General features: G+C 69.1%; 23 protein-coding genes. 19 read left to right on the forward strand and 4 right to left on the reverse strand.

Features of this window, described 5'->3' with window-relative positions:
* The first annotated feature begins 43 nt into the window (after positions 1–43).
* Positions 44–1,669 carry a YifB family Mg chelatase-like AAA ATPase gene (locus OG884_RS25085; RefSeq protein ID WP_326636794.1) on the forward strand — a complete coding sequence of 542 codons (1,626 nt, stop codon included), beginning with the start codon at positions 44–46 and terminating at the stop codon, positions 1,667–1,669.
* Positions 1,666–2,946: a DNA-processing protein DprA gene (dprA, locus tag OG884_RS25090; RefSeq protein WP_326636796.1), complete on the forward strand. Its 1,281-nt coding sequence runs from the start codon at positions 1,666–1,668 to the stop codon at positions 2,944–2,946. Before OG884_RS25085 ends, dprA begins: the two co-directional genes overlap by 4 nt.
* A gap of 104 nt (positions 2,947–3,050) precedes the next feature.
* Here dprA and OG884_RS25095 read toward each other — a convergent pair whose 3' ends face one another.
* Complete coding sequence (locus tag OG884_RS25095) at positions 3,051–3,734, reverse strand: murein hydrolase activator EnvC family protein (protein ID WP_326636798.1); 684 nt, start codon at positions 3,732–3,734, stop codon at positions 3,051–3,053.
* 351 nt (positions 3,735–4,085) lie between these two features.
* Positions 4,086–5,348, reverse strand: coding sequence for an MFS transporter (locus tag OG884_RS25100; protein WP_326636800.1), 1,263 nt, complete (start codon positions 5,346–5,348; stop codon positions 4,086–4,088).
* A gap of 103 nt (positions 5,349–5,451) precedes the next feature.
* Between OG884_RS25100 and OG884_RS25105 the strand changes: the two genes are divergently transcribed.
* From OG884_RS25105 to OG884_RS25130, 6 genes are all read left to right on the forward strand, one after another.
* The gene (locus OG884_RS25105; RefSeq protein ID WP_326636802.1) at positions 5,452–6,060 is read left to right on the forward strand and encodes an ArsR/SmtB family transcription factor; all 609 of its coding nucleotides are present in this window, start codon (positions 5,452–5,454) and stop codon (positions 6,058–6,060) included.
* Positions 6,061–6,288: 228 nt separating this feature from the next.
* A complete protein-coding gene (rpsB, locus tag OG884_RS25110) occupies positions 6,289–7,224 on the forward strand; it encodes a 30S ribosomal protein S2 (protein WP_326636804.1) in 936 nt (311 codons plus the stop codon).
* Between the two features lie 108 nt (positions 7,225–7,332).
* Positions 7,333–8,166, forward strand: coding sequence for a translation elongation factor Ts (tsf, locus tag OG884_RS25115; RefSeq protein ID WP_326636806.1), 834 nt, complete (start codon positions 7,333–7,335; stop codon positions 8,164–8,166).
* Between the two features lie 122 nt (positions 8,167–8,288).
* A complete protein-coding gene (pyrH, locus tag OG884_RS25120) occupies positions 8,289–8,984 on the forward strand; it encodes a UMP kinase (RefSeq protein ID WP_326636809.1) in 696 nt (231 codons plus the stop codon).
* Positions 8,985–9,171: 187 nt separating this feature from the next.
* The gene (gene frr, locus OG884_RS25125; RefSeq protein ID WP_326636811.1) at positions 9,172–9,729 is read left to right on the forward strand and encodes a ribosome recycling factor; all 558 of its coding nucleotides are present in this window, start codon (positions 9,172–9,174) and stop codon (positions 9,727–9,729) included.
* A gap of 125 nt (positions 9,730–9,854) precedes the next feature.
* Complete coding sequence (locus OG884_RS25130) at positions 9,855–10,628, forward strand: phosphatidate cytidylyltransferase (protein WP_326636812.1); 774 nt, start codon at positions 9,855–9,857, stop codon at positions 10,626–10,628.
* A gap of 6 nt (positions 10,629–10,634) precedes the next feature.
* Here OG884_RS25130 and OG884_RS25135 read toward each other — a convergent pair whose 3' ends face one another.
* Positions 10,635–11,717, reverse strand: coding sequence for a suppressor of fused domain protein (locus OG884_RS25135; protein ID WP_326636813.1), 1,083 nt, complete (start codon positions 11,715–11,717; stop codon positions 10,635–10,637).
* A 72-nt stretch (positions 11,718–11,789) separates the two neighbouring features.
* Between OG884_RS25135 and rlmN the strand changes: the two genes are divergently transcribed.
* The 3 genes from rlmN to OG884_RS25150 all read left to right on the forward strand — a co-directional run bounded on the left by rlmN (position 11,790) and on the right by OG884_RS25150 (position 15,151).
* On the forward strand, positions 11,790–12,914 hold the full coding sequence (gene rlmN / locus OG884_RS25140) for a 23S rRNA (adenine(2503)-C(2))-methyltransferase RlmN (protein WP_326636815.1): 1,125 nt from the start codon (positions 11,790–11,792) through the stop codon (positions 12,912–12,914).
* 350 nt (positions 12,915–13,264) lie between these two features.
* The gene (locus OG884_RS25145; RefSeq protein WP_326636818.1) at positions 13,265–14,314 is read left to right on the forward strand and encodes an ATP-binding protein; all 1,050 of its coding nucleotides are present in this window, start codon (positions 13,265–13,267) and stop codon (positions 14,312–14,314) included.
* A gap of 63 nt (positions 14,315–14,377) precedes the next feature.
* On the forward strand, positions 14,378–15,151 hold the full coding sequence (locus tag OG884_RS25150; RefSeq protein WP_326636819.1) for a DivIVA domain-containing protein: 774 nt from the start codon (positions 14,378–14,380) through the stop codon (positions 15,149–15,151).
* 4 nt (positions 15,152–15,155) lie between these two features.
* On the opposite strand, the gene OG884_RS25155 is transcribed toward OG884_RS25150, so the two are convergent.
* Entirely contained in the window at positions 15,156–15,650 is a 495-nt protein-coding gene (locus tag OG884_RS25155; protein ID WP_326636821.1) for an Lrp/AsnC family transcriptional regulator, read from the reverse strand.
* A 193-nt stretch (positions 15,651–15,843) separates the two neighbouring features.
* On the opposite strand from OG884_RS25155, the gene OG884_RS25160 reads away from it, so the two are divergent.
* The 8 genes from OG884_RS25160 (at position 15,844) to OG884_RS25195 (ending at position 25,160) form a co-directional block, all read left to right on the forward strand.
* Positions 15,844–17,301 (forward strand): gamma-aminobutyraldehyde dehydrogenase, encoded by a 1,458-nt coding sequence (locus OG884_RS25160; RefSeq protein ID WP_326636823.1) that lies wholly within the window; start codon positions 15,844–15,846, stop codon positions 17,299–17,301.
* Between the two features lie 25 nt (positions 17,302–17,326).
* Positions 17,327–18,466: an ABC transporter ATP-binding protein gene (locus tag OG884_RS25165; protein ID WP_326636824.1), complete on the forward strand. Its 1,140-nt coding sequence runs from the start codon at positions 17,327–17,329 to the stop codon at positions 18,464–18,466.
* 7 nt (positions 18,467–18,473) lie between these two features.
* Positions 18,474–19,715 (forward strand): polyamine ABC transporter substrate-binding protein, encoded by a 1,242-nt coding sequence (locus OG884_RS25170; protein ID WP_326636825.1) that lies wholly within the window; start codon positions 18,474–18,476, stop codon positions 19,713–19,715.
* A 42-nt stretch (positions 19,716–19,757) separates the two neighbouring features.
* Positions 19,758–20,609, forward strand: coding sequence for an ABC transporter permease (locus OG884_RS25175; protein ID WP_326636826.1), 852 nt, complete (start codon positions 19,758–19,760; stop codon positions 20,607–20,609).
* Between the two features lie 73 nt (positions 20,610–20,682).
* A complete protein-coding gene (locus tag OG884_RS25180; RefSeq protein ID WP_442811743.1) occupies positions 20,683–21,504 on the forward strand; it encodes an ABC transporter permease in 822 nt (273 codons plus the stop codon).
* A 200-nt stretch (positions 21,505–21,704) separates the two neighbouring features.
* The gene (locus OG884_RS25185; RefSeq protein ID WP_326646989.1) at positions 21,705–23,099 is read left to right on the forward strand and encodes an NAD(P)/FAD-dependent oxidoreductase; all 1,395 of its coding nucleotides are present in this window, start codon (positions 21,705–21,707) and stop codon (positions 23,097–23,099) included.
* A 178-nt stretch (positions 23,100–23,277) separates the two neighbouring features.
* Positions 23,278–24,165 (forward strand): alpha/beta hydrolase, encoded by an 888-nt coding sequence (locus OG884_RS25190; RefSeq protein ID WP_326636830.1) that lies wholly within the window; start codon positions 23,278–23,280, stop codon positions 24,163–24,165.
* Between the two features lie 5 nt (positions 24,166–24,170).
* Complete coding sequence (locus tag OG884_RS25195) at positions 24,171–25,160, forward strand: N-acetylglucosamine kinase (protein WP_326636832.1); 990 nt, start codon at positions 24,171–24,173, stop codon at positions 25,158–25,160.
* Positions 25,161–25,172: the final 12 nt, after the last annotated feature.

Below are 25,172 nucleotides of genomic sequence, written 5' to 3' on the forward strand. Positions count from 1 at the left end.
TGGCCTGTCCGGGATCATTCGCTCCCCTTGGGGGGTGGGGTGAATGGCCGTCGCACGCACGCGCTGCGTCGCCCTGGTCGGGGTGACCGGCCGTCTCGTCGAGGTCGAGGCCGACGTCGGCAGCGGCGTCGCGGGTCTGCACCTGATCGGCATGCTCGACACCGCGCTGAGCGAGGCCCGCGACCGGGTCCGCTCCGCCCTGGTCAACAGCCGATACGCGTGGCCCGACACCCGGATCACCGTCAGCCTGTTTCCCGCCAGCCTCCCCAAGCGGGGAAGCCTCTTCGACGTCGCGATCGCCGTGGCCCTGCTCGCGGCGGCCGGATTCGTGCCCGCGGCCAGGGTCGCCGAGCCGTTCTTCCTGGGTGAGCTGGGTCTCGACGGCTCGGTGAGGCCGGTGCGGGGCGTTCTCCCCGCCGTGCTGGCAGCCGTCGCCGCAGGTGCCCGCACCGTCGTCGTCCCCGCGCGCAACGCCGCCGAGGCGGGTCTCGTGCCGGGCGTGACCGTGATCCCCGCGACCACCCTGGGCGCGCTGGTGAGCTGGCTGCGGAGCGACGAGTCGCCGGAAGGCGTCCCGGAGGGTGCGGGAGGGCTGGGCCACCGGGGTGCGCGCCCGCTTCCCCCGGGACGCCCCGGCGAGGTCGTCCACGGCACCGGGGACGGCCTCGGAAACGATCTCGGTGACAGTGCCGGGGATGGTGCCGAGGTCGTTCCCGACCTGGGAGACGTCGCCGGGCAACCCCTTGCCCGCCGTGCGCTGGAGGTCTGCGCCGCCGGTGGTCACAATCTGTGGATGCTCGGTCCTCCCGGCACCGGCAAGACCATGCTCGCCGAGCGGCTGCCGACCCTGCTCCCGGCTCTGGAATGGGATCAGGCCCTGGAGGTGACCGCCATACACTCGGTCGCCGGGGTGCTGCCCAAGGACCGCCCCCTGCTGGTCCGCCCGCCGTTCGTGGCACCACACCACACCGCGACCGTCGCGTCCGTCGTCGGTGGGGGCGGCGGGATGATCCGCCCGGGTGCGGTCTCACTGGCCCACCGAGGGGTGCTCTTTCTCGACGAGGCGCCAGAGTTCTCGACGACGGTCCTCGACGCGCTCAGGCAGCCACTCGAATCGGGCCGGGTGACGGTCTCCAGGGCGCTGGGGGCGGTGACCTTTCCCGCCAGGTTCGCCCTGGTGCTGGCGGCCAACAGGTGCCCGTGTGCGCGGCCCTCCACCCCCGACGACCCGTGCGCGTGCGCTCCCGCCGCCCGCCGCCGCTACCTCGCCCGGCTCTCCGGCCCGCTGCTCGACCGGGTGGACGTCAAGGTCGGCCTGTTCCGGTCGACCCGGCGTGAGCTCCTCGCCGACCGCCGTTTCATCGAGCCCAGCAGGGTGGTGGCGGAGCGGGTGCTGCTCGCCCGTGAGCGCGCCGCCAAGCGGTTCGCGAACACGCCGTGGCGCTGCAACGCGGAGATGCCCGCCCGCGCCCTCCACACCGAATACCGGCCGCCACCCGCGGCGATGTCGCCGCTGCTCCGGCATCTCGACAGCGGCCTGCTGAGCGCCCGGGGTCTCGACCGGATCCTCAAATTGGCCTGGACCCTGGCCGATCTCGCCGGCAAGGACCGGCCGGAGCTCCACGAGACCAACTCCGCCCTCGGGCTGTGGCTGGGGGAAGAACGTTGAACGACAGGCTCGCTCGGCTCACCCTGATGCGCCTGGCCGAACCAGGTGACACCGCGCTGGGCGCGCTCGTCGCCCTGCGCGGACCGCAGGCCGCCGTCACCCTGGTCCGGGAGGGCGGCGCGGACGCGGATTTCACTCGCTGGTTCGCCGATACCCACGGCCGCCCGGCTGGAGGCTCCGGTCCATGCGGCGGGGACTCGGACCCACGTGGAGGAGGTTCCGGCGCGCCCGACGTCGGGTCAGGGGCGGGCGACGGCAGGGGAGCCGCGTGGGACGGGCGGCTCGCGGCCAGGTTCGACCGGACGGTCGCCTCCTGGGCGGCCCGGCTGAGGACGGCCGATCCCGAGCGCGACCTGGCCGAGGGCGAGCGGATAGGGGCCAGGCTGGTGATTCCCGGCGACGCCGAGTGGCCGAGCCAACTGGATGACCTGGGAGGCTCCCGGCCCCATGGGCTCTGGCTCCGCGGTGACGCCGACCTGCGGTTCTCCTGCCTCAGATCCGTCGCGGTCGTCGGTTCCCGCGCCGCCACGCCATACGGCGCGCATGTGGCGGCGGAACTCGGGGCGGGACTGAGCGAGAGAGGATGGGGGGTCGTCTCCGGCGGTGCCTACGGTATCGACGGTGCCGCCCACCGCGGTGCGCTCGCCTGTGAGGCCCCGACGGTCGTCGTGCTCGCCTGCGGCGCCGACGTCGCCTATCCCAGCGCGCACCAGCAGTTGTTCGCGGCCGTTCGGGAGCAGGGGGTGCTGGTCAGCGAGTGCCCCATGGGCGCGCACCCGACCCGGCCGAGGTTCCTGATCAGAAACCGCCTCATCGCGGCCCTGTCACGGAGCACGGTGGTCGTCGAGGCCGCGGTGCGCAGCGGGGCGCTCAACACCGCCGGGCACGCGATCGCGCTCAACCGGCATCTGGCCGCGGTGCCGGGCCCGGTGACCTCGGAGGCTTCGGCGGGGTGCCATCGGCTGATCCGCCAGGGCAGGGCCGTCTGCGTCACCGGTGCCGAGGAGGTGATCGAGCTTGCCGGAACGATGGGCGCCGACCTGGCCCCCGAGGCGCGCGGGCCGGTGCTCCCCCGTGACCGGCTCGACCCGGAGACCAGGAAGGTCGTCGAGGCCATGCCCACCCGGATCGGCGTGGGCCCGGCGACGATAGCCGTCGCCGCCGGCGTCGACCTGGAGACCGTGCTCTCCTGCCTCGGCGGCCTGGCCGCCGCGGGCTATGTCGAGCGTGTCTCCCGGGGCTGGCGCCTCCGCTCCGATCGTCCTTCAGGCGGATAGCCTTTTCCGGGCCGGGCCGGGTGTGCCTGTTCCCCCGCAGGGGAGGCGGTCGCCTCGGTGCCGGGCCGGCCCGGGACGAGCGTCGGCACGCCCATTAGTGATCGTCATCCGTTGGCGATCACCGTCGCGGGCGATCGCGGAGGGGAGTTCTGACCGGGCCACAGGGGGAGCAGGCGGACCTGGCCGTGGCCGAGGAGGAGCAGGGGATCGAGGTAGGCGCGGTCGCGGAGCAGGCCCCAGTGCAGGCAGGCGGTGGGGCAGTGCCCGGGGATGTCCTGGAGGACGCCGATCACCTCGCCGGTCGCCACCGCCTGCCCGCGCCGCACCGAGGGCTGAACGGGCAGGTAGGTCGTCCGCAGGCCACCGGAGTGGAGGACGGTCACCACTCCCCGATCCGCGAGCCGGTCCGCGTAACCGACCGTTCCGGCTCCCGCGGCGCGCACCTCGGCTCCGGGTGACGCGGCGAGGTCGGCGCCCCTGTGGCCGGCCAGCCACGGCTGCGCCGGTGGCGCGAAGTCCCTGAGCACCCGTGGCCGCCCGGTGAGCGGCCATCCCCAGAGCGGAGAGGGGGCGGGCGCCCGGCCCGGGCGGGTCATCCCCGCCCCGCCGGGGGCAGCCGCCCCGCCGGGGGCACCCGCGTGGCCGGTCTCTCCGCCGGAGGAACCTGTGCGGCCGGTCTCTCCGCCGGGGGACCCGGGGGCGGTCGCGCGGTGGGCGCCGGCTGCCGGAGCGGCCAGGATCAGCGAGCACAGCACGGCTCGCAGTCCCATGGCGTAGAAGGGTTTCATGCCTGTGAGCATGCGGGCCGGTGGTGAGACGGATACCGGCCGAACGGGATTCTGTGGATAGGCGGCCGAGGGTGTGCAGGAATCGCGTGGTCGAAGAACGCGTTCGCGAACCGGCAGCCGAACCGGCAGCCGAACCGGCAGCCGAGGTGGGGGCCGAGCCCACCTCCGGGGAACGGCGGGCACCCGCCCGCCTGGTGGTGAGACGGCCGCGCCGTCTGGGAACGGCCTCTCGCGCCGGACCTTGGGCCTGCGACCAGAACGGCATCACATTCGTGGTGTGAAGAGGACGCGTGTGGAGGGGACACATGTGGAGGGGACGCGTGTGGAGAGGACGCGCGGTGGACATCGCGTTCAAGGTGCGGAGGATCGTTCTGTCGAAGTGTCGGCGGAGTGGCGGAGTGGGGAGAGGCCGATCCACGCGATCGTGGTCAGCACCCCGGCCGCGGAGATCCACAGCACCGGGCGGAGCCCCAGCAGCTCGCCGAGCAGGCCACCGGCCAGGCCGCCGAGGGTGAGGATGCCCTGGATCATGAAGGACATCGTGGCGTTGACCCGGCCGCGCAGCTCGGCGGGGGTCTCGCGGAAGGTGATGGCGCCCATACAGACGGCGAAGGCGACTACGGCCACACCGGAGGTCACCGCGCTGGCGGACATGAACAGGAGGCTGCGCCACGCCGGGCCGCCGGCGAGCGCCGCGACCGTGTAGTCGACGGGGAAGAGCAGGGCGGCGTAGACCAGCACCCGGTTCTCGCCGAACCGTCTGGTCAGGCGTGGCACGACGGCCGCGCCGAGCAGGCCGCCGACGCCGAAGCAGGCGGTGATCGCGCCGACCAGGCCTCCGGGCAGGTCGAGCACGTTGAGCGCGTAGATCACGAACAGCGCCATGTACACGCCGCCGAAGAAGTTGATCGTCACCCCGCTTCCGCAGAGCGCGCGGAGCGCCGGGTGCCGGGCCACAATGCCCAGGCCCTCGCGGATCTCGGTCCACATGCCGCGTGGGGGAGCAGGCGTGTGGGTCTCCGGTGCGCCAATCCGCCGGATCAGGAACGCCGAGAGCAGGAACGACGCCGCGTCGACCAGGAGCGCGAACGGCGCGGTGATCAGCTGGACGAGCAGCCCGGCGAGACCGGGGCCACCGACGCTCGCCACGGCGAAGGCCGACTGGAAACCCGCGAGCGCCTCGGTCCGCTGGCTCTCGTGGACCACGGTGGCCAGGTGCGGGAAGTTGACCGCCCTGAAGATCACTGAGCAGGTGCCGACCACGAACGCCACCGCGATCAGCCACGGCACGGTCAGCAGCCCGGTGATCCAGGCCGCCGGGACGGTGGCCATGGCGGCGGCCGAGACCAGGTCGCAGGTGACCATGACCGGCCGGTGCCGCCTCAGCCGGTCGGCGAGGGCACCCGCCTGGAGCCCGATCAGCAGGTAGGGCAGCGAGGTCGCGGCGGTGAGCACGCCCATCTGGGCGGGGGAGGCGCCGAGCAGGACGGCGGCGGTGAGCGGCACCGCCAGCCGGGAGACCTCGGCGCCGGTCTCGGTGACGGCACGGGCGGAGAGCAGGAGCCGGTAGTCGCGCTGTCTCCTGAGCGGCACCGGCTGGAGCGCGGAGGTCATGTCGCTTTCCGGAAGGTGTGAAGGGAACACTTCATAACTGTGAAGGTAACCCTTCATGGTTATGAAGGCAATACTTCATATTTGGAATGGGTACGGTCTGCACATGACCGAGGTACGGAAGCACAGGTCCCTCACCGACCCCACGGCGATGCGCGCGCTGGCCCACCCCGCGCGGCTCGCGATCCTGAACCGACTCCATGCCGAGGGGCCCTGCACCGCGACCGAGGTCGCCGAGGTCGTCGGGGTCACGCCGAGCGCGGCCAGCTACCACCTGCGCATGCTCGCCAAGTACGGCTTCGTCGAGGACGCGCCCGCGCGCGGCGACGGCAGGGAACGGCTGTGGCGCTCCAGCTCCGTGGGCCTGAGCGTCACCCCCGATCCGGACGACGGCCCGGACGTGCGCAGCGCCAAGGAGTTCCTGATCAAGGCCCTGCGGGACCAGGCGGCGGACGAGGTGAGACGGGCCCTGGAGAACATGGAGCGGGAGTCCCGGGAGTGGCGCGAGGCGGCGGTGTTTCATCGTGCCGTTCTGCTGGTCGACGCCGATGAGCTGAAGTGGCTGAACGAGCGGATCGACGAGTTGCTCGCCCCCTACAAGACCACCGTCAGGGCCCGGGCGGACGCTCCGTCAGGGGCTCGGATCGCCGAGGCGCAGGTCAATCTCTTTCCTCGGGCCCGGCGCCGGCCACACGGCCTGCCCAGTGACGGGTAGGGGGTGCTTGACGCCCGGAGGTCAGGGAGAGGCTCGGTTGCGGGTACAATTTTTGATGGCCCATGAGTCATGGGCCGACTTCGCATGCCCCGTCAAGAAGCGAGATCCCTCGGTCCGGGTGAGAGCCCGGCTGGATCCGGTTCGGGGCATCAGGGCGACAGCCGCAGGTTGTCGCGGCCAACCGAGAACAGCGCCCAGAGATAGGCGCTCCGATCTGGAGGACAATTAATGTCCACCCCCGTCGTCACCATGCGACAGCTGCTCGAAAGCGGCGTGCACTTCGGCCACCAGACCCGTCGCTGGAACCCGAAGATGAAGCGCTTCATCTTCACCGAGCGCAACGGCATCTACATCATCGACCTTCAGAAGTCGCTGGCCTTCATCGACAGGGCCTATGACTTCGTCAAGGAGACCGTCGCGCACGGCGGCACGATCATGTTCATCGGCACGAAGAAGCAGGCCCAGGAGGCCATCGCCGAGCAGGCCGCCCGCGTCGGCATGCCGTACGTCAACCAGCGCTGGCTGGGTGGCATGCTCACCAACTTCTCCACCGTGCACAAGAGGCTCCAGCGCCTGAAGGAGCTGGAGGAGCTCGACTTCGACAACGTGGCCGCCTCGGGGCTCACGAAGAAGGAGCTCCTCATGCGCCGCCGCGAGAAGGAGAAGCTTGAGCGCACCCTCGGCGGCATCCGGGACATGTCCCGGATTCCCAGCGCCGTGTGGGTCGTCGACACCAAGAAGGAGCACATCGGGATCAGCGAGGCTCGCAAGCTTCACATCCCGGTCGTGGCCATCCTTGACACCAACTGCGACCCCGACGAGGTCGACTACCCGATCCCGGGTAACGACGACGCCATCCGCGCCGTCGGCCTGCTGACCCGCGTCGTCGCCGACGCCGTCGCCGCCGGCCTCATGGCCCGCGCCGGTGCGGGCCGTGGCGACGACAAGCCGGCCGTCGCCGGTGGCGCCGAGCCGCTGGCCGAGTGGGAGCAGGAGCTGCTGGCCGGCAGTGCCGAGAGCGCCCCCGCTGCTGAGGCCGAGAGCGCCCCGGCCGCCGAGGCCGAGGTCGAGGTCGTGGAGGCCCCTGCCGAGGCCGCGGCTGCTGAGGCTCCCGCCGAGGTCGAGGCCGAGGTCGAGACCGAGAGCGCTGAGAAGCAGGACTAGGTCCTTTCTCGTACGGTCCGCCGTACGACCCGCAAGACCCTTCCGGGTGGGTGTCGCTCAGTTGGGGGCACCCACCCGATCCACGACGATTCCCACGAGGAAAAGACAATGGCTTCCGTGAACATGGCCGACGTCAAGCGGCTTCGTGAGCTGACCGCCGCCGGCATGATGGACTGCAAGAAGGCTCTTGAGGAGTCCGAGGGCGACTTTGACCGCGCGGTCGAGCTCCTCCGCCTCAAGGGCGCCAAGGACGTCGGCAAGCGTGAGGCTCGTACCGCCTCCAACGGCCTGGTCGCCCTGGAGCAGGACGGCGACTCCGCGGCCGCGCTGCTGGAGCTCAACTGCGAGACCGACTTCGTCGCCAAGGGTGAGCGTTTCCAGGAGCTCGCGGCCCAGGTGGTCAAGCACATCCTGGCTTCCAGGCCGACCGACGTGCCCTCGCTGCTCGACTCCGAGCTCGACGGCAAGAGCGTCAAGACGCACCTCGACGAGGCCAACGCCGCGCTCGGCGAGAAGATCGAGATCCGCAGGTTCGCCGTGCTCGAGGGCGGTTTCATCGGCTCCTACATGCACAAGACCGACCCCCAGCTTCCCCCTGCGGTCGGCGTGCTCGTGCAGCTCGACACCCCGAACGCCGACGTCGCCAAGGACATCGCGCAGCACGCCGCCGCGATGGCGCCGAAGTACCTCAGCCCCGCCGAGGTCCCGGCCGACGTCATCGAGAAGGAGCGCGCGCTCTTCGAGGAGATGACCCGCGAGGAGGGCAAGCCCGAGGCCGCCATCGGCAAGATCGTCGATGGTCGCGTCAACGGCTGGTACAAGGACTTCACCCTTCTTGAGCAGTCCTTCGTCAAGGACAACAAGAAGTCCGTCGCGAAGTTCGCGGACGAGAATGGTGTCAAGGTCCAGGCCTTCGTCCGCTTCAAGGTCGGCCAGGCCTAATTCCAGACACCCGCTCTTCACGTAGAGCACCAAACGAGGAGGCCGCCGCCGTGCAGGAGAATCCAGGACCCGCCACGTCGGCGGTTTCTTCGTACTCGGATCCGCTTCGCTGGAAGCGGGTGATGTTGAAGCTGTCCGGTGAGGCGTTCGCCGGCGGCGAGCCGCTGGGCATCGACCCGGCCGTCGTGGGTCACCTCGCGGACTCGATCGCCGAGGCCGTCCGAGGTGGCGTCCAGGTCTCGGTCGTCGTGGGCGGCGGCAACATGTTCCGGGGTGCCGCCCTCTCCGAGCGCGGGATGGACCGGGCGAGGGCCGACTACATGGGCATGCTCGGCACGGTCATCAACTGCCTGGCCCTCCAGGACTTCCTGGAGAAGCGGGGTATCGACACCCGCGTCCAGACGGCCATCACCATGCAGCAGGTCGCCGAACCGTTCCTGCCCCGCCGCGCTATCCGCCACTTGGAGAAGGGCCGCGTGGTCATCTTCGGGGCGGGGCTCGGCTCGCCGTTCTTCTCCACCGACACCTGCGCCGCGCAGCGAGCGCTGGAGATCGGCGCCGAGGCTCTGCTCAAGGGCACCCAGGTGGACGGCGTCTACGACGCCGACCCGCGAAAGAGTCCCGATGCCGTCCGGTTCGACCACCTCGAATATGGTGAGGTGCTGACCCGGGGGCTGGGGGTCATGGACGCCACCGCCATCAGTCTGTGCATGGACAACAACCTTCCCATCGTGGTCTTCGACCTCATGGGGGAGGGCAACATCCTGCGGGCCGTGCGCGGTGAGAAGATCGGCACGCTGGTAAGTCCGGCACATTAGGGAGCGAGCCCGACGTAGCGAGCGGAGTGGTACGCGAGGTAGGAGCGTCCCGCGAAGTGAGCGAGGAGCGGAGAGCGACCAGAAGACAGGGAGCGAGCCCGACGTAGCGAGCGGAGTGGTACGCGAGGTAGGAGCGTCCCGCGAAGTGAGCGAGGATGGTGAGTGACCGAGAAGACAGGGAGCCGCTGTGATCGACGAAACTCTCCTCGAAGCCGAGGAAAAGATGGACAAGGCCGTGTCGGTGGCGAAGGAAGACTTCGCCGGCATCCGCACAGGTCGGGTCACCCCGTCGATGTTCAACAAGATCAGCGCTGAGTACTACGGGACGCCCACCCCCATTCAGCAGCTTGCCTCGTTCCACGTGCCCGAGGCGCGCATGGTCATCATCCAGCCTTTCGACAAGAGCTCGATGGCCGCGATCGAGAAGGCGATCCGCAACTCGGACCTCGGTGTGAACCCTGGTAACGACGGGGCGGTGATCCGGGTGGCCTTCCCCGAGTTGTCGGAGGAACGCCGCAAGGAGTACATCAAGGTCGCCAGGAACAAGGCGGAGCAGTCCAAGGTCTCCATCCGTAACATTCGTCGTAATGCCAAGGAGACCCTGGACAAGATGATTAAGGATGGCGAGGCCGGTGAGGACGAGGTGCGCCGGGCGGAGAAGGAGCTCGACGACCTCACCCAGAAGCATGTCGCCAAGATTGACGAGCTGCTCAAGCACAAGGAATCCGAGCTGCTTGAGGTTTGAGCCATGATCCTTGTCCCGCGCGGGCACTCCGTGCGGGACAAGGATTTTGTGTATGTATGAAAGTAGGACCCCCTGTGGAACCTGCGGCGGGCAGTAGCCGTACCGGCCGGAATCTTCCTGCTGCGGTGGCGGTAGGTCTCGCCCTGGCGGTGTCGGTCATCGCCTCCCTCTACTACGTAAAGGAGCTCTTCCTTGTCGTGGTGATCGCGGCGGTGGGTGTCGGAGTGACGGAGCTGGTCCGGTCGTTCGAGACCAGGGACATCAGGATTCCGTTGATCCCGGTTCTGGTCGGCACGGCCGCCATGCTGACCGGCGCCTACTGGGGCGGGGCCGCCTGGCTGGTCGGCGTCTTCGCGATGACCGTGCTCGTGCTGATGGTCTGGCGGATGCTTCTGGGCACCGAGAACTACGTCCGTGACATCACCGCGACCATCCTGGTCGTCGTCTACCCCTCCTTGCTCGCCGGGTTCGTGGCGCTGCTTCTCGCTCACCCGATCAAGGGTGCGGACCTGGTGGTCGTCTTCATCGCCACCACGGTTGCGAGTGACATCGGTGGATATTTCGCCGGAATATCCCTCGGTAAGCACAAGATGTCCCCGACGATCAGCCCGAAGAAGACCTGGGAGGGCTTCGCCGGGTCGGCGCTGGCCTGCATGGCCGTGGGCGGCTGGCTGGTGGCGTGGCTGCTGAAGGACGACATCTGGAAGGGTGTTCTCCTCGGCGCGGTCGTGGTGGTCTTCGCCACGCTCGGTGACCTGGTCGAGTCGGTGATCAAGCGCGACCTCGGCGTCAAGGACATGAGCAGTGTGCTCCCCGGCCACGGCGGCATGATGGACCGCCTCGACTCCCTCGTCGTCACGCTGATTCCGGTCTGGGTGCTACTCACCCTGCTGGTGTGAAGAGGCTCATCCCGCCTCGGTGAGCCGGGTGGCCGACAGGCGCGGAAGCACCGCCCGGTAGCCCTCGGCCGAGGCCAGGTGTAGCTCGTCCGGGGTGATCGGGATGAGCCAGAGCCACTGGACGGAGTCCCCGCCGAAGGAGAAGCCTGACAGGTCGGGCAGCCCGGGCATCCCGGTCAGCATCATGACCCCGCCGTAGGCGGAGCCGAGCGGGAAGGTCTCCGGCCGGTGGTACCACCTGGCGGTGTGGCCGTGGCCCAGCCAGGTGACCGAGTGCCACGGGTACTGTCCCAGCCACAGGAACAGCCGGGCCGCGTCGCGGGCGTCGCCGGATGAGGCGACGGCGAGCTCCACCCGGGCGTAGGCGTCGGGCCGGTCGATGTACTGCTCGACGGTGGGCATCCGCTGGCAGCTCATCCCGACGGTGGAAAGGATCGTGTGCTCCCTGCCCCGCTCCGGTGGTCGTTCGGTGATGCCCACCGTGGGCATCCGCTCGCCTCCGGCGTCCCAGAACCGGCCCGCGGTGCCGACCCTGCGGTCCAGGTGGCCCATCACGAACTGCTGGAACGATGCCCAGGCGCCGTCGCCGCCGCGCCACTCCCAGTAGGCGCGGGCCTTGGCGATCCGTGCGGCCAGTGTGTCGTGGGCCTCCCGCAGTGACCAGGCGAACGGGGACTCGCCCAACGCGTCACGAGAGTAGCCGGGCATTCCCCTGCTCATGTCCGCCCACCCGGGAATGACCGCCAGCAGCTCGTCGTTCTCGTACAGGGCGACGCCGTCGCCCTCTTCGAACCACAGCGCCCGCAGCGTGCCCAGGGGGCCTCTGCCGTCAGGGTGCCGGGTGTTCGCCCGGGGGGAGATCGGCGGCAGTGCGGAGTTCAGCCGGTCCGGGTCGAGTCTCTCAGGGGCGGGGCCATGATTGGCCAGCCAGACGGCTCCGTGCACCTTTCCTCGCGACCCGCACAGGTAAGCTACCGAGGAAGTCTCGTCGCGTTCGACCACCAGGGTGCGGCTCCCGTAGGGATTGACGTCGGTGAGTACGACCTCGACGCCGTCTCCCTGTTCTCCCGTGGGGCGGTTTGTCGCCATACCTCCGGACTCTAGATTACGGTCGGGCACCGCTTCGAGTATTCGCGTAACCGTCGAGAGAAGGCATTGGACGTGTCGACTGCCAGCCCGTCCGGGACTCCCGTACCCGGCCAGCTCACCTTCGTGGCGCCGCGCCGGGCCAAGCCCGCCCGCCACCTGGCCGACCTGACCATGGCCGAGCGCCGGGCGGCGGTCGCCGAGCTGGGCGAGAAGCCGTTCCGCGCGGACCAGCTGTCCCGGCACTACTTCGAGAAGCTCAACGGCGATCCCGCGCTGATGACCGACCTTCCGGCCGCGGCCAGGGAGAAGTTCGCCGCCGCGCTCTTCCCCAGCCTGCTGACCTCCGTCCGGGAGATGACCACCGACGCCGGCACCACCCGTAAGACGCTGTGGCGGCTCTTCGACGGCGCGCTGGTCGAGTCGGTCCTCATGCGCTACACCGACCGCACGACCATGTGCGTGTCCTCGCAGGCGGGCTGTGGCATGAACTGCCCGTTCTGTGCCACCGGCCAGGCGGGCCTGACCCGCAACATGACCACCGCCGAGATCGTCGAGCAGGTCGTCGCCGGGGCGCGGGCGCTGGCGGCCGGCGAGGTTCCCGGCGGCCCCGGGCGGGTCGGCAACGTGGTCTTCATGGGCATGGGCGAGCCGCTGGCCAACTACAAGGCCGTGGTCGGCGCCGTCCGCCGTATGGTCGAGCCCGCTCCAGACGGCCTGGGTATCTCCGCCCGGGGCATCACCGTCTCCACGGTCGGTCTGGTCCCGGCGATCGGCAAGCTCGCCGGGGAGGGGCTTCCGGTGACGCTGGCGCTCTCGCTGCACGCTCCCGACGACGAGCTCCGCGATACCCTGGTGCCGATCAACACCCGGTGGAAGGTCGCCGAGGTGCTCGACGCGGCCTGGGACTACGCGGCCAGAACCAAGCGCCGCGTCTCCATCGAGTACGCGCTGATCAAGGACATCAACGATCAGGAGTGGCGGGCCGACCTGCTCGGCAAGCTGATCAAGAACAAGCTCGTGCACGTCAACCTGATCCCGCTCAATCCGACCCCGGGTTCCAAGTGGACCGCCTCCCGGCCGGCGGACGAGCGGGCCTTCGTCCGGCGCCTGGAGTTCCACGGCGTGCCGGTGACGGTCCGTGACACCCGCGGCCGCGAGATCGACGGCGCCTGCGGCCAACTCGCCGCCGCCGAGTAACCTCCCCTTTTCCTTACGGCTGCGCCCGCTGAGGCGCCGACCGCCGCCCGGCCCCTCCTGGCCGGGCGGCGCTCCCCGGCCGCCCCACACTCCTTCCGCATCGCCAACCGGCCCGGCATGGCTCGTCCGGATTCCCACCCGTTCCCCTCGTCGCGACCACCCCCACATCGACCGGCATCCCACAAAGCGGCGACTACCGCACCACTCCATCGACGGCGATCCTGCCGCGTCACCGGCGACCAGCCTGTCAGCAAGTCGGCGACCAATCTGCTATCAAAGTAGCGACCATTCTGTCAGCAACCCAGCGGCTATCCTGTCACCAGACCGCGCTCATCGATCCCGCTGGTTTCGTGGAATTCCCCGAACTCATGGTCATCGACGAGATCCAGCGAGCCCCCGAGCTGCTGCTCGCCATCAAGGAACAGGTGGACACCGATCCGAGGCCGGGCCGATATCTGCTGACCGGATCGGCACGCGTGCTTGGGCTCCGGGGGCTTCCCGACGCGTTGCCTGGCCGGATGGAGACCATCGAGCTGTGGCCCTTCTCGCAGGGCGAGATCGACGGCACGGCCGACGGATTCGTGGACGCCATCTTCGCCGAGCCTGAAAATCTTCACCATACTTCCGGGGTCAGCCGTGCCGAGTACGCAGAACGGCTGGTCCGGGGTGGGTTTCCCGAGGCGGTCTCACGTCCCAACATCCGCAGACGGGAGCGATTCCTCGACTCGTACGTCGCGGATCTCATCGCGCGTGACGTGAGTCAGCTGGCGGAGATCGAGCGGACCTCGGAGATGCGGGCTCTGATCCGGCTACTGGCCGCCAGGTCGGGCCAGTTACTGGTTCCCGGGTCCTTGAGCAACGGGATCGGGCTTTCCGCGAGCACGGTCCAGCGTTACCTTGGCCTGCTGGAAGAGGTCTTTCTGATCAAGCGGATCCCCGCCTGGTCACGCAACCTCGGCAGCCGTTCGACCGGAACGCCCAAGATGGCATTCGTCGATTCTGGGATCGCGGCGAACCTCCTGGGGGCGGATTCCAGGAGTCTGGTGCGTCCCGAGGGCGCCTTCGGCCCGCTCCTGGAGGGCTTCGTCCTCATGGAGTTGGCTCGCCAGCTCACATGGTCCGACGAACGCGTGGAGCTGTTCCACTACCGGACCAAGGACAAGGTGGAGGTCGACGTCGTCCTGGAGAATCGCCAGGGGCGCGTGGTCGGGATAGAGGTGAAGGCGTCGTCGACGGTGCGACCGGACGACTTCAAGGGACTGCGGCACCTCGCGAATCGGCTCGGCGACGATTTCGCGGTGGGAATCGTCCTCTACACGGGCGCACAGACGCTCCCGTTCGGCGACCGCATGCGCGCCATGCCGGTGAGCGCCCTCTGGGAGGTCGCTTTTAGCCGGTAATTCCCAGCAGAATGGAGGTCGTCGGCTGAAAGGCCAATGGGCGAGAGGCGAAAGGACGCGGGGTTGAACCACTTTCCACGGGTTCTCGGGGTACGTACGGGATATGACCCCGATCAGGTGGATCTGCTGGTCCGCCGGATCGAGGGCACCCTCGGCAGGGGCGCCCCGGAGGGGGAGCCGATCACCGCGGACGAGATCCGCGACGCCCGTTTCCGCGCGAAGCCCGGCGGCTACCACGAGATCGCCGTCGACTTCGCGCTGGAGGCCTTCATCGTGGCGATCGAGACCCGGTATCCCGGCGCGGTTGACCGGGAGCCGGTGGCCGGTGGGTCATCGGAGCCGCTCGGCGCGATCGAGACCCGGTATCCCGGCGCGGTTGACCGGGAGCCGGTGGCCGGTGGGTCATCGGAGCCGCTCGGCGCGATCGAGACCCGGTATCCCGGCGCGGTTGACCGGGAGCCGGTGGCCGGTGGGTCATCGGAGCCGCTCGGCGCGATCGAGACCCGGTATCCCGGCGCGGTTGACCGGGAGCCGGTGGCCGGTGGGTCACCGGAGCCGCTCGGCGCCGACGAGGCCGAGGAGCACGCCGCCCGGGTCGAGCGGGTCGCCTTCAGGCCCGGGCGGCTCGGTATGGGCTACAACGAGGACCAGGTCGACGCCTTCCTCAACCGGGTCGCGGCCACCCTGCGCGGCACCATCGACCGGCCCCTCACCCCCGATGACGTGCGCGGAGTGAGGTTCGCCACGGTGATGCTGAGGCCGGGCTACGCGGTCAGCGAGGTCGACGGGTTCCTCGCCGACCTGGCGGGCGTCCTGGAGGCCCATCCCGGCCGTTGAGTTGTCAGCGGGTGCCCCAGGAGTAGGTCTGCTTGTGAAGCTTGAGGTAGACGAAGGTCTCGGTGGCACGGACCGTGGGGGTGGCCCGGATCTTGCCAAGGATCTCCAGGAGGTGCTGGTCGCTCTCGCAGACGACCTCGACCATGATGTCGAGCGACCCGGCGGTCAGCACCACGTAGTCGATCTCCTTTATGGCCGACAGTTCGTCGGCCACGATCTCCAGATCACCCTCGCACTTGATGCCGATCATGGCCTGGCGGGAGAAGCCCAGGGTCAGCGGGTCGGTGACCGCGACGATCTGCATGACCCCCGCGTCGATCAGGCGCTGGACCCGCTGGCGTACCGCGGCCTCGGACAACCCCACGGCCTTGCCGATGGCGGCGTACGGCTTGCGTCCGTCTCCCTGCAGTTGTTCGATGATCTGCTTGGAGATCTCGTCGAGGACGACGGGTCCTGGCCTGGCGTCGTTGTCGCGGCGTACCTTGGGCGGCGTCGTCATCCGCGCTCCCTGGCGTCATGTTGCGGGGCTGTTTCCGTCATGTTGCGGGTCCGATGTGACATGTTGTCAGTTTCGGGCTGCCTGTCAAGCGATTTCGTAGCAATTTGGTATCTTAACAACGAAATCCCTTGTCGTACGGTTCTTGCTCTGTAAGAGTCGCGACAACTCAGCCCCGATCCATAGGAGGCCGACGGTGACCACCCCGGTTGATACCCCTGAGCTCCCCCGCCTGAGAAACTACGTCAACGGCGAGCTCGTGGAGGCCAGGAGCGGCAGGTTCTCCGACGTCATCGACCCCTGCACCGGAGAGGCCTACCTTAGCGCCCCCGTCTCCGGCCAGGAGGACGTCGACGCGGCCTACGCCGCCGCTGCCGCCGCATTCGAGTCGTGGGGCCGGGCCACCCCGGGCGAGCGTGCCAATCTGCTCCTCAAGGTGGCCGACGCGATCGAGGCGCGGGCCGAGGAGCTGAACGAGGCCGAGTGCCTCAACACCGGCAAGCCGCGCGCCCGCATGGCCGAGGACGAGACCCCGGTCGCGGCCGATCACTTCCGCTTCTTCGCGGGCGCCGCACGCACGCTGGAGGGCCCGACCTCCGGTGAGTTCCTCGCCGAGCACACCTCGGTCATCAGGCACGAGCCGATCGGTGTGGTGGGTCAGGTCACGCCGTGGAACTACCCGATGATGATGGCGGTCTGGAAGATCGCCCCGGCGCTCGCCGCGGGTAACACCGTCGTGCTCAAGCCCTCCGACACCACCCCCGTCTCCACGGTCAAGCTGGCCGAGATCCTCGGCGAGGTCCTGCCGAAGGGCGTCTTCAACGTCGTCGTCGGCGACCGGGAGACCGGCGCGCTGGTCGTCGGCCACCCGACCGCGTCGATGGTCGCGATCACCGGTTCCGTCGGTGCCGGTATGGCGGTGGCCAGGAGCGCAGCCGAGGACCTCAAGCGGGTCCACCTGGAGCTGGGCGGCAAGGCGCCCGTCATCGTGTTCGACGATGTCAAGGACCTCAAGGCCGCCGCCGAGTCCATCGCCACCGCGGGCCTGTACAACGCCGGCCAGGACTGCACCGCGGCCTGCCGCGTGCTGGTCCACGAGGACGTCCACGACGAGTTCACGGCCGCGCTCACCGAGGCGGTGGCGAGCACCGTGACGGGTGACCTCTCCGACACGGAGGCCCTGTACGGCCCGCTCAACAACGCCGACCAGCTGACCCGTGTCACCGGCTTCATCGACCGGGTTCCCGGTCACGCCAAGGTCCTGACCGGCGGGAACCGGGTCGGCGAGCGGGGCTACTTCTTCGCCCCCACGGTCGTCGACGGCCTTAGGCAGGACGACGAGATGGTGCAGAACGAGGTGTTCGGGCCGGTCATCACGGTCCAGGCCTTCTCCGACGAGGCGGACGCGGTGGCCAAGGCCAACGGCGTCAAGTACGGCCTGTCGGGTTCGGTGTGGACCTCCGACCACGGTCGGGCGATGCGGGTATCGAATCGTCTTGATTTTGGTGTGGTGTGGGTAAACACTCACATCCCATTCGTCTCAGAAATGCCACACGGAGGCTTCAAGCACTCCGGTTATGGTAAGGATTTGTCCGTTTTTGGCTTGCACGACTACCTTCGCGTCAAGCACGTCATGCACTACATCGGCGAATAGCCGCGAACAGAGGGATAAGCCTGGCATGACCAAAATCCAGGTGGGCGCGGAGGCGGCCGCCGCCCGCTCGCCCCAAGTGCCCGCGATCGAACTCGACGGGGTCGTCAAGGAGTATGTCTCCCACGGAGAGGTCGTCCAGGCGGTCAGGGGCGTCACCCTGACGATCGCCGAGGGGGAGTTCTTCTCCCTCCTCGGCCCCTCGGGCTGCGGCAAGACCACCACCATGCGCATGATCGCCGGGTTCGAGGATCCGTCGCGGGGTAACGTGCGGCTGCACGGCCAGGACGTCACCGACGTCCCCCCCAACAAGCGCGACGTCAACATGGTCTTCCAGTCGTACGCCCTCTTCCCGCACATGAACGTCTGGGAGAACGTGGCCTTCGGCCTGCGGCGCAAGAAGGTCGCCGAGGCCGAGATCAAGCGCCGCGTCGGCGAGATCCTGGAGATCGTCGACCTCACCGGGCGCGAGAAGCGCCGTCCTCGTGAGATGTCCGGAGGCCAGCAGCAGCGGGTCGCCCTGGCCAGGGCCCTGGTCAATAACCCCCGCGCGCTCCTGCTGGACGAGCCGCTCGGTGCCCTCGACCTCAAGCTCCGCCAGGCCATGCAGATCGAGCTCAAGCGCATCCAGCGCGAGGTCGGCATCACCTTCGTGTACGTCACCCACGACCAGAGCGAGGCGCTCACCATGAGTGACCGCATCGCGGTCATGAACGACGGCATGGTCGAGCAGCTCGGCACCCCAAGAGAGATCTACGAGCGGCCCGCGACCGCCTTCGTGGCCGGGTTCATCGGCACGTCCAACCTGCTCAACGGCACCGTCGACCGTCTCCAATCCGGTTTCGCGGTGCTTAAGCTGGGCGAGGAGGACCAGGTGCTCGCCGAGGGCGGATCGTTCACGGCCGGGGAACCGATCGCGATCACGGTGCGCCCGGAGAAGATCGGTATTTCCACCGAGGAGCCCACCGGAGACCTCAGCGTCGTACGAGGCGTCGTCTCAGAGGTGGTCTACCTGGGGCTCTACAACTCCTACACGGTCAGCCTGGCCCAGGGGGCAGAGGTGACCGTCTTCCAGCAGAACGCACTCGACAGCACGAGTACGGCGGAGCGTGGCGACGCCGTGTGGCTGTCGTGGCAGCCGCACCACTCGTATGCGATCGGAAGTTGAGCACGCTATGGATCCCCGCACGAACCCCGCCTTCCTGCGTGGCATGACGCAGAGCCGCTCCGTCACCCGCCGTGACGCCCTCCGCCTGGGTGGGATGTCGGCCGCCGCTCTCGCCCTCACCGCCTGCGGCGTGCAGGGCAAGAAGGTGGAGGCGCCCCAGAAGGACGCCGTCGCCGAATACTGGGGCTCCAAGAAGAAGAACGGCACGCTGCGCTTCGCCAACTGGCCGCTCTACATCGACAAGGACGGCAAGCGATACCCGTCCCTGGAGATGTTCGAGGCCGACACCGGCATCAAGGTGACCTACACGGAGGCCATCCAGGACATCCCCACGTTCTTCGGCAAGATCCAGCCGCTGCTCGCCGCCAACAACGACATCGGCTACGACCTGATGGTGCTGACCAACGGCCTGCAGCTGTCCAAGGCCATCGCGCTGGGCTACCTCGTCCCGCTCGACCACGCCAAGCTGCCGAACTTCGCCGCCAACGCCAGCTCCGTGTCCAAGAACCCCACCTGGGACCCGAACAACGCCCACACGATCCCGTGGGCGGGCGGCCTGACCGGCATCGCCTACAACCCCAAGTACGTGGACGAGGTCAAGAGCATCGCCGACCTCTGGGACCCCAGGTACAAGGGCAAGGTCGGCATGATGCTCGACACCCAGGAGGTCGCCAACTTCGGCATGTTCGCCCTGGGCATCGACCCCGACACCTCGACCGAGGCCGACTGGAAGAAGGCGGGGGAGAAGCTCAAGCAGCAGCGCGATGCGGGTCTGGTGCGCAAGTACTACGAGAACGACTACGTCGACGCCCTCGCCAGGGGAGACATCTGGATCACCATGGCCTGGTCGGGCGACATCTTCCAGCAGGTCGCCGAGGGCAAGGACCTGAGGTTCGTGGTGCCCGAGGAGGGCGGCACGATCTGGACGGACAACCTGTGCATCCCGAAGACCTCGCAGAACCCGGTCGACGCGCTGACCTACATGGACTACGTCTACCAGCCGAAGATCGCCACGATGCTGGTCGAGTCCATCAACTACATCACGCCGGTCTCCTCCGCCAAGGACCTGGTCCTCGCCGACGCCGCCAAGGCCACGGGCAAGGAGAAGGCGGCGCTGGAGCAGATCGCCGAGAGCCCGATGATCTTCCCCTCGGAGGCGGACATGGCCAAGCTGCGGTCGTACAAGAAGCTGAGCCCGGCGGAGGAGAAGATCTTCGAGGACATCTTCCAACCGATCACGCAGGGCTAGGCCGATGAGAGAGCGAACCAGACGGGAAGGGGCAAGCGGCCGGTGAAGCGCCTCGCCCCCTACCTGCTCATCCTGCCCGGCGGACTCTGGCTGGCGATCTTCCTGGTGGTGCCGATGGTCTTCATGGCCTCGGTCTCCACCCAGGAGGGCGACGTGGTCAACGGGTTCGTCCAGACGTTCAACTTCTCGGTGTACGGCGACGCCCTGGCGCAGTACCAGACCCAGTTCCTGCGCTCGGCCGGGTACGGTCTGGTCGCGACCGTCGTCTCCATCGCGCTGGCCTATCCGATGGCCTACTGGATCGCCTTCAAGGGCGGCAACCGCAAGTCCACCTACCTGCTGCTGGTGCTGCTGCCGTTCTTCGTCTCGTTCGTGCTGCGCACCGTGTCGTGGCGGTTCCTGCTCGCCGACGACGGCATGCTGCTGGGGCCACTGAAATCGGCGGGGCTGCTGCCCGACGACTTCCACGTGCTGCAGACGACGTTCGCGGTGATCGGCGGCCTGATCTACAACTACCTGCCGTTCATGATCCTGCCGATCTACGTCGCACTGGAGCGGGTGGACCCCAAGGTGGTCGAGGCCGCCCAGGACCTGTACGCGGCCAGACACGAGGCGTTCACCAAGATCGTGCTGCCGCTCTCACTGCCCGGCGTGTTCGCCGGAGTGCTGATGACGTTCGTCCCGATGACCGCGGACTACGTCAACGCGGGCATCCTCGGCGGTCCGGAGAACACGATGATCGGCAACATCATCCAGACCGAGTATCTGGTCAACAACGACTACCCGACCGCCGCCGCGCTGTCGTTCACGCTGATGGCGGCGATGCTGATCGGCATCTTCGCCTACGCCAAGGCGCTCGGCACCGAGAACGTCCTGGAGGCGGCGGCCCGATGAGCCCTGACACCCTCCGCCGGACCAGGAACGGTGAGCGACCGTGAGCACCGGCGCACCCGATGTCGTGAACGGGATGGACGCCCCTGCGCCCGCCGGGCGGAGGTCCCCGCTGAACACGAGGCGGCTGGGTGACCGGCTGCTCCGGGTCTACGTCTGGCTGATCATCGCCTGGCTGTTCCTGCCGATCGCCGTCATGATCGTGTTCGGCTTCAACGACACCCAGAGCAAGTCGAACGTGACCTGGCAGGGCTTCACCCTCAAGTGGTGGGGCCGCCTGGACGAGTATCCCGAGCTGGTCACGGCAGTGCTCAACTCACTCAAGATCGCCGTGCTCGCCACGGTGATCACGACGCTGATCGGCACGCTCATGGGCCTGGCCCTGGGCCGCTACCGCTTCCGCGGGCAGGGCGCGACCAACCTGGTGATGTTCGCCGCGATCGCCTCACCCGAGCTCGTCATGGGCGCCTCGCTGCTCTCGCTGTTCATCAGCGCCGGTGTGCAGACCGGCTTCGCGACGGTGGTCATCGCGCACGTGCTGTTCTCGCTCTCCTTCGTGGCGATCACCGTGCGCGCCCGGGTGATCGGGCTCGATCGGTCGATCGAGGAGGCGGCACGCGACCTGGGCGCGTCCACCTGGACGACGTTCTGGCGGATCACCTTCCCGATGATCCTGCCCGGCGTCGTCTCCGGCGCGCTGCTGGCCTTCGCGCTCTCCATCGACGACTTCGTGATCACCCAGTTCACCAGCGGTGCCACCCAGACGTTCCCGCTGTGGATCTGGGGTGCCACCCGTATCGGGGTGCCGCCTCAGGTCAACATCCTCGGGACGCTTATATTCGCAGTAGGCGTCGCCATCGCCGTGGTCAACACGGTCAACGCGCGCCGCCGCACCTAGCCGCCGTCAAGCCCCGTGCCCTCACCGGGTGGCGCGGGGCTTCGGTGTATCCGGATGCCGGCAAGGACATCCACCGCACGACATCCACGGCACAGAACAGGGAGGCGAGATCGGAATCAGGCGGGGGGAACCCGCGCGTGATCTTCACGACCACGCGATACACACAAAGATAATCTGACTCACGTAGGGAAGTGAGATTTGTGGATCCGCTGAAGGCTCTTGCTGATGCGGAGCGCAAGCCGTACTGGCTCGACAGTGCGGCGAAACCCGAGCCGCTGGCGCGGCTCTTCGGTGAAACGAGCGCCGACCTGGCAGTGGTCGGCGGAGGATTCTCCGGGCTCTGGACCGCCCTGATGGCCAAGGAACGCGACCCGTCGCTCGACGTCGTCCTGCTTGAGGGACGGAGGATCGGCTGGGCCGCCTCCGGACGCAACGGTGGCTTCGCGATGGCCACGCTCACCCACGGCCTCGCCAACGGGCTGGAGCGCTGGCCCGAGGAGATCTCCACGCTCGAACGCCTCGGCGTCGACAACCTCGACGAGCTCGGCGAGGCCATCGCCAGGTACGGCATCGACTGCGGTTACGAGCGCACCGGCGAGCTGCACGTGGCCGCCGAGCCGTGGCAGCTGGAGGAGATGAACCGGAGCCTCGACATCGCCCGCGAGCTGGGCACCCGCTTCGACGTCCTCGACGCGGAAGAGGTCCGGGCGGAGGTGAACTCGCCCACCTACATCGGTGGCCACTGGGAGCGTGACGGCTGCGCCATGCTCGACCCCGCCCGGCTGGCCTGGGGGCTCAGAACGGCCTGCCTCTCGGTGGGCGTGCGCATCTACGAGCGCACGCCGGTACGCACCATGAAGGACACTCCGACGAGCCTGGACCTGCTCACCCCGAACGGCATGGTCAGGGCGCGCAACGTCGCGCTCGGCACGGGGGTGTTCCAGCCGCTGCTGCGGCGGCTGAAGCACTTCCTCGTGCCGGTCTACGACTACGCGCTGATGACCGAGCCGCTCTCCGCCGACCAGCTGGCCTCGGTGGGCTGGCACAACCGGCAGGGGGTGGGGGACGCGGCCAACCAGTTCCACTACTACCGGCTGACCGAGGACAACCGGATCCTCTGGGGCGGCTACGACGCGGTCTACTACAACGGCGGCATGATCAAGCCCGAGTACGAGCAGCGCGACGAGACCTTCGTCAAGCTGGCCGAACACTTCTCCACCACCTTCCCCCAGCTGTCCGGGCTGCGCTTCACCCACAGGTGGGGCGGGGTCATCGACACCTGCAGCCGGTTCAGCGCCTTCTACGGCCGGTCGCACGGCGGGCGCGTGGCCTACGCCGCCGGATACACCGGTATGGGCGTCGGCGCGACCCGGTTCGGAGCGAACGTCATGCTCGACCTGCTCAGCGGCGAGCGGACCGAGCGGACCGAGCTGCGGATGGTCAAGGAGAAGCCCGTCCCGTTCCCGCCCGAGCCGGTCCGCTCGGTCGGGATCCAGATGACCCGCTGGTCGATCGCCCAGGCCGACCTGCACGAGGGCCGCCGCAACCTCTGGCTGCGCACCCTGGACCGGATGGGCCTCGGGTTCGACTCCTAGGGGACGTCCCCGTCCCCTGCCCACACCGGCCGGGGACGGGGATGGCCGACGGAACCGCCGCCGGCCAGGGCGGGGAATGGCCGATGGAGCCCCGCCGGCCGGGGCCGTGACGGGGCCGTGACGGGGCCGGCCGACGGAACCTCTGGCTTCCGCCGTGCGGGACGTACAGACTTGAAGCATGTCCGAAAAGGTGAAGTTCACCGTCGGCGGGGTCACCCTCGCCGGCGACCTGCGGATCCCGGCGGCGCCGGGCCCGCATCCCGCCCTGGTCCTCACCGGCCCGTTCACCGGCACCCGGGACCAGGTCACCGGCCTGTACGCGTCCAGGCTGGCCGGAGCGGGATATGTGACGCTGGCCTTCGATCACCGCAACTGGGGCGAGTCGGGTGGCGAGCCACGCAACCACGAGGACGCGCAGGGAAAGCTGGAGGACCTGCGGGCCGCGGTCTCGCTGCTGCGAGTCCGGCCGGAGGTGGACGGCGCCAGGATCGGCGCGGTCGGGATCTGCCTCGGCGGAGGCTACGCGCTCAGGTTCGCCGCCTTCGACCCCCGGGTGAAGGCGTTCGCGGGCATCGCGGGGGCGTACAGCAACCCCTACGGAGTACGCGCCGGGATGTCGCCCTCCGGGTACCAGGAGGCGCTGGCCTCCTTCACGCGGGTGCTGGAGCGCCAGGACCTGGGTGGTGAGGTGGAGTACCTGCCCGCGGTGGCGGGGGAGGGGGAGGCGGCGATGCCGGGCGACGAGCCGTTCGCCTACTACGGCACCTCCCGAGGTGCCTCGGCGCACTGGAGCAACGCGGTGACCAGGGCCTCCCTCCGCGAGCTGATCACCCTGGACAACATGACGGGCGCCGACTTCCTGTCGCCCAAGCCGGGGCTGATCGTGCACGGCGTGGTCGACCGCCTCTGCTCCCCGGAGGGAGCGGAGGAGGCGTACCGGCGGATGGACGATCCCAAGAGGCTCGTCTGGCTGGACACCAGGCTCCACATCGACCTCTACGACACCGAGCCGCACGTCACCCGGGCGGTCGAGGCGGTCGCCAAGTTCTTCGGGGAGCACCTCTGAACGCGATGTACGTCCTCGGCCTGGACATCGGCGGGACGTCCTCACGCGCGCTCCTGATCGACTCCGGCGGTCGGCGGGCCGGATACGGCACGGCCGGGGGCGGGAACCCCGCGGCACACGGCAATGCCGTCGCCGTCGCCAACATCGGCCTGGCTCTGCGGCAGGCCCTGCGCGGAGTCGACCCGAGCCTGGTGGCGGGGGCGGTCATCGGGATGGCGGGCGCCGGGGCGCTGGACCGGCTGGTGTTCGACCCCATGTGGGCCTCGGCCGGCCTGCGCGCCCGGCCCCGGCTCACCGGCGACCTGGGCATCGCCTTCGCCGCCGGTACGGCGGAGCCACGCGGCACCGTGCTCATCGCCGGGACCGGGGCGATCGCCGCCAGGATCGAGGATCGCGAGCCCGTGATGATCGCCGACGGGCTCGGCTGGCTCCTGGGCGATCGGGGTTCGGGGTTCTGGCTGGGCAGACAGGCGGCCCGCGCCGCCGCCCGCGCCCTCAGCCGGGGCGACGCGGGCGGGACGCTGACCCGCCTCGTCATCGGTGCCCTGCTGGAGGGCGAGCCGCTCCCGCAGGGGAAGGCCGGGGGGACGGCGGAGGAGGCGACGGAGGAGACACGGGCGCCGGCGATCAGGCTGGTGGTCCGCGCACAGTCGCGGCCCACGCTGGAGCTGGCCAGGCTCGCCCCGCTCGTCAGCCGGGCGGCGGACGAGGGCGACCCCGCCGCCCTGGAGATCGCCTCCACCGCTGCCAGGCTGCTCTGCGAGACGGTGGCCGAGGTCCGCCCGGCGGGCGAGACGAGCCCGATCGTGCTGGCCGGAAGCGTGCTGACCGGCGAGGGACCTGTCGGCTCCGCCGTACGGGAGAAGCTGGGGGCCACGGCGGTCCTGGCGGGTGACGGCGCGGGTGCGGCGGCATGGCTGGCCGGGCGGGAGGCGTTCGGCTGGGACCCGGCGGCCGCCGCGCTGCTTCACGCCCGCATCGTCTCCGGCGACTGATCCCGGCGGCCC

Source organism: Streptosporangium sp. NBC_01755, from assembly GCF_035917995.1.
GTDB lineage: Bacteria > Actinomycetota > Actinomycetes > Streptosporangiales > Streptosporangiaceae > Streptosporangium.

Coding starts and splice junctions, on each gene's coding strand:
- pyrH (WP_326636809.1), top strand. CDS start 8,289: ATGTTGAAGCTGTCCGGTGAGGCGTTCGCCGGCGGCGAGCCGCTGGGC.
- OG884_RS25165 (WP_326636824.1), top strand. CDS start 17,327: ATGACCAAAATCCAGGTGGGCGCGGAGGCGGCCGCCGCCCGCTCGCCC.
- OG884_RS25095 (WP_326636798.1), bottom strand. CDS start 3,734: ATGAAACCCTTCTACGCCATGGGACTGCGAGCCGTGCTGTGCTCGCTG.
- OG884_RS25180 (WP_442811743.1), top strand. CDS start 20,683: ATGGACGCCCCTGCGCCCGCCGGGCGGAGGTCCCCGCTGAACACGAGG.
- rpsB (WP_326636804.1), top strand. CDS start 6,289: ATGTCCACCCCCGTCGTCACCATGCGACAGCTGCTCGAAAGCGGCGTG.
- OG884_RS25085 (WP_326636794.1), top strand. CDS start 44: ATGGCCGTCGCACGCACGCGCTGCGTCGCCCTGGTCGGGGTGACCGGC.
- OG884_RS25170 (WP_326636825.1), top strand. CDS start 18,474: ATGGATCCCCGCACGAACCCCGCCTTCCTGCGTGGCATGACGCAGAGC.
- OG884_RS25190 (WP_326636830.1), top strand. CDS start 23,278: ATGTCCGAAAAGGTGAAGTTCACCGTCGGCGGGGTCACCCTCGCCGGC.
- OG884_RS25100 (WP_326636800.1), bottom strand. CDS start 5,348: ATGACCTCCGCGCTCCAGCCGGTGCCGCTCAGGAGACAGCGCGACTAC.
- OG884_RS25195 (WP_326636832.1), top strand. CDS start 24,171: ATGTACGTCCTCGGCCTGGACATCGGCGGGACGTCCTCACGCGCGCTC.
- OG884_RS25155 (WP_326636821.1), bottom strand. CDS start 15,650: ATGACGACGCCGCCCAAGGTACGCCGCGACAACGACGCCAGGCCAGGA.
- OG884_RS25135 (WP_326636813.1), bottom strand. CDS start 11,717: ATGGCGACAAACCGCCCCACGGGAGAACAGGGAGACGGCGTCGAGGTC.
- tsf (WP_326636806.1), top strand. CDS start 7,333: ATGGCTTCCGTGAACATGGCCGACGTCAAGCGGCTTCGTGAGCTGACC.
- OG884_RS25105 (WP_326636802.1), top strand. CDS start 5,452: ATGACCGAGGTACGGAAGCACAGGTCCCTCACCGACCCCACGGCGATG.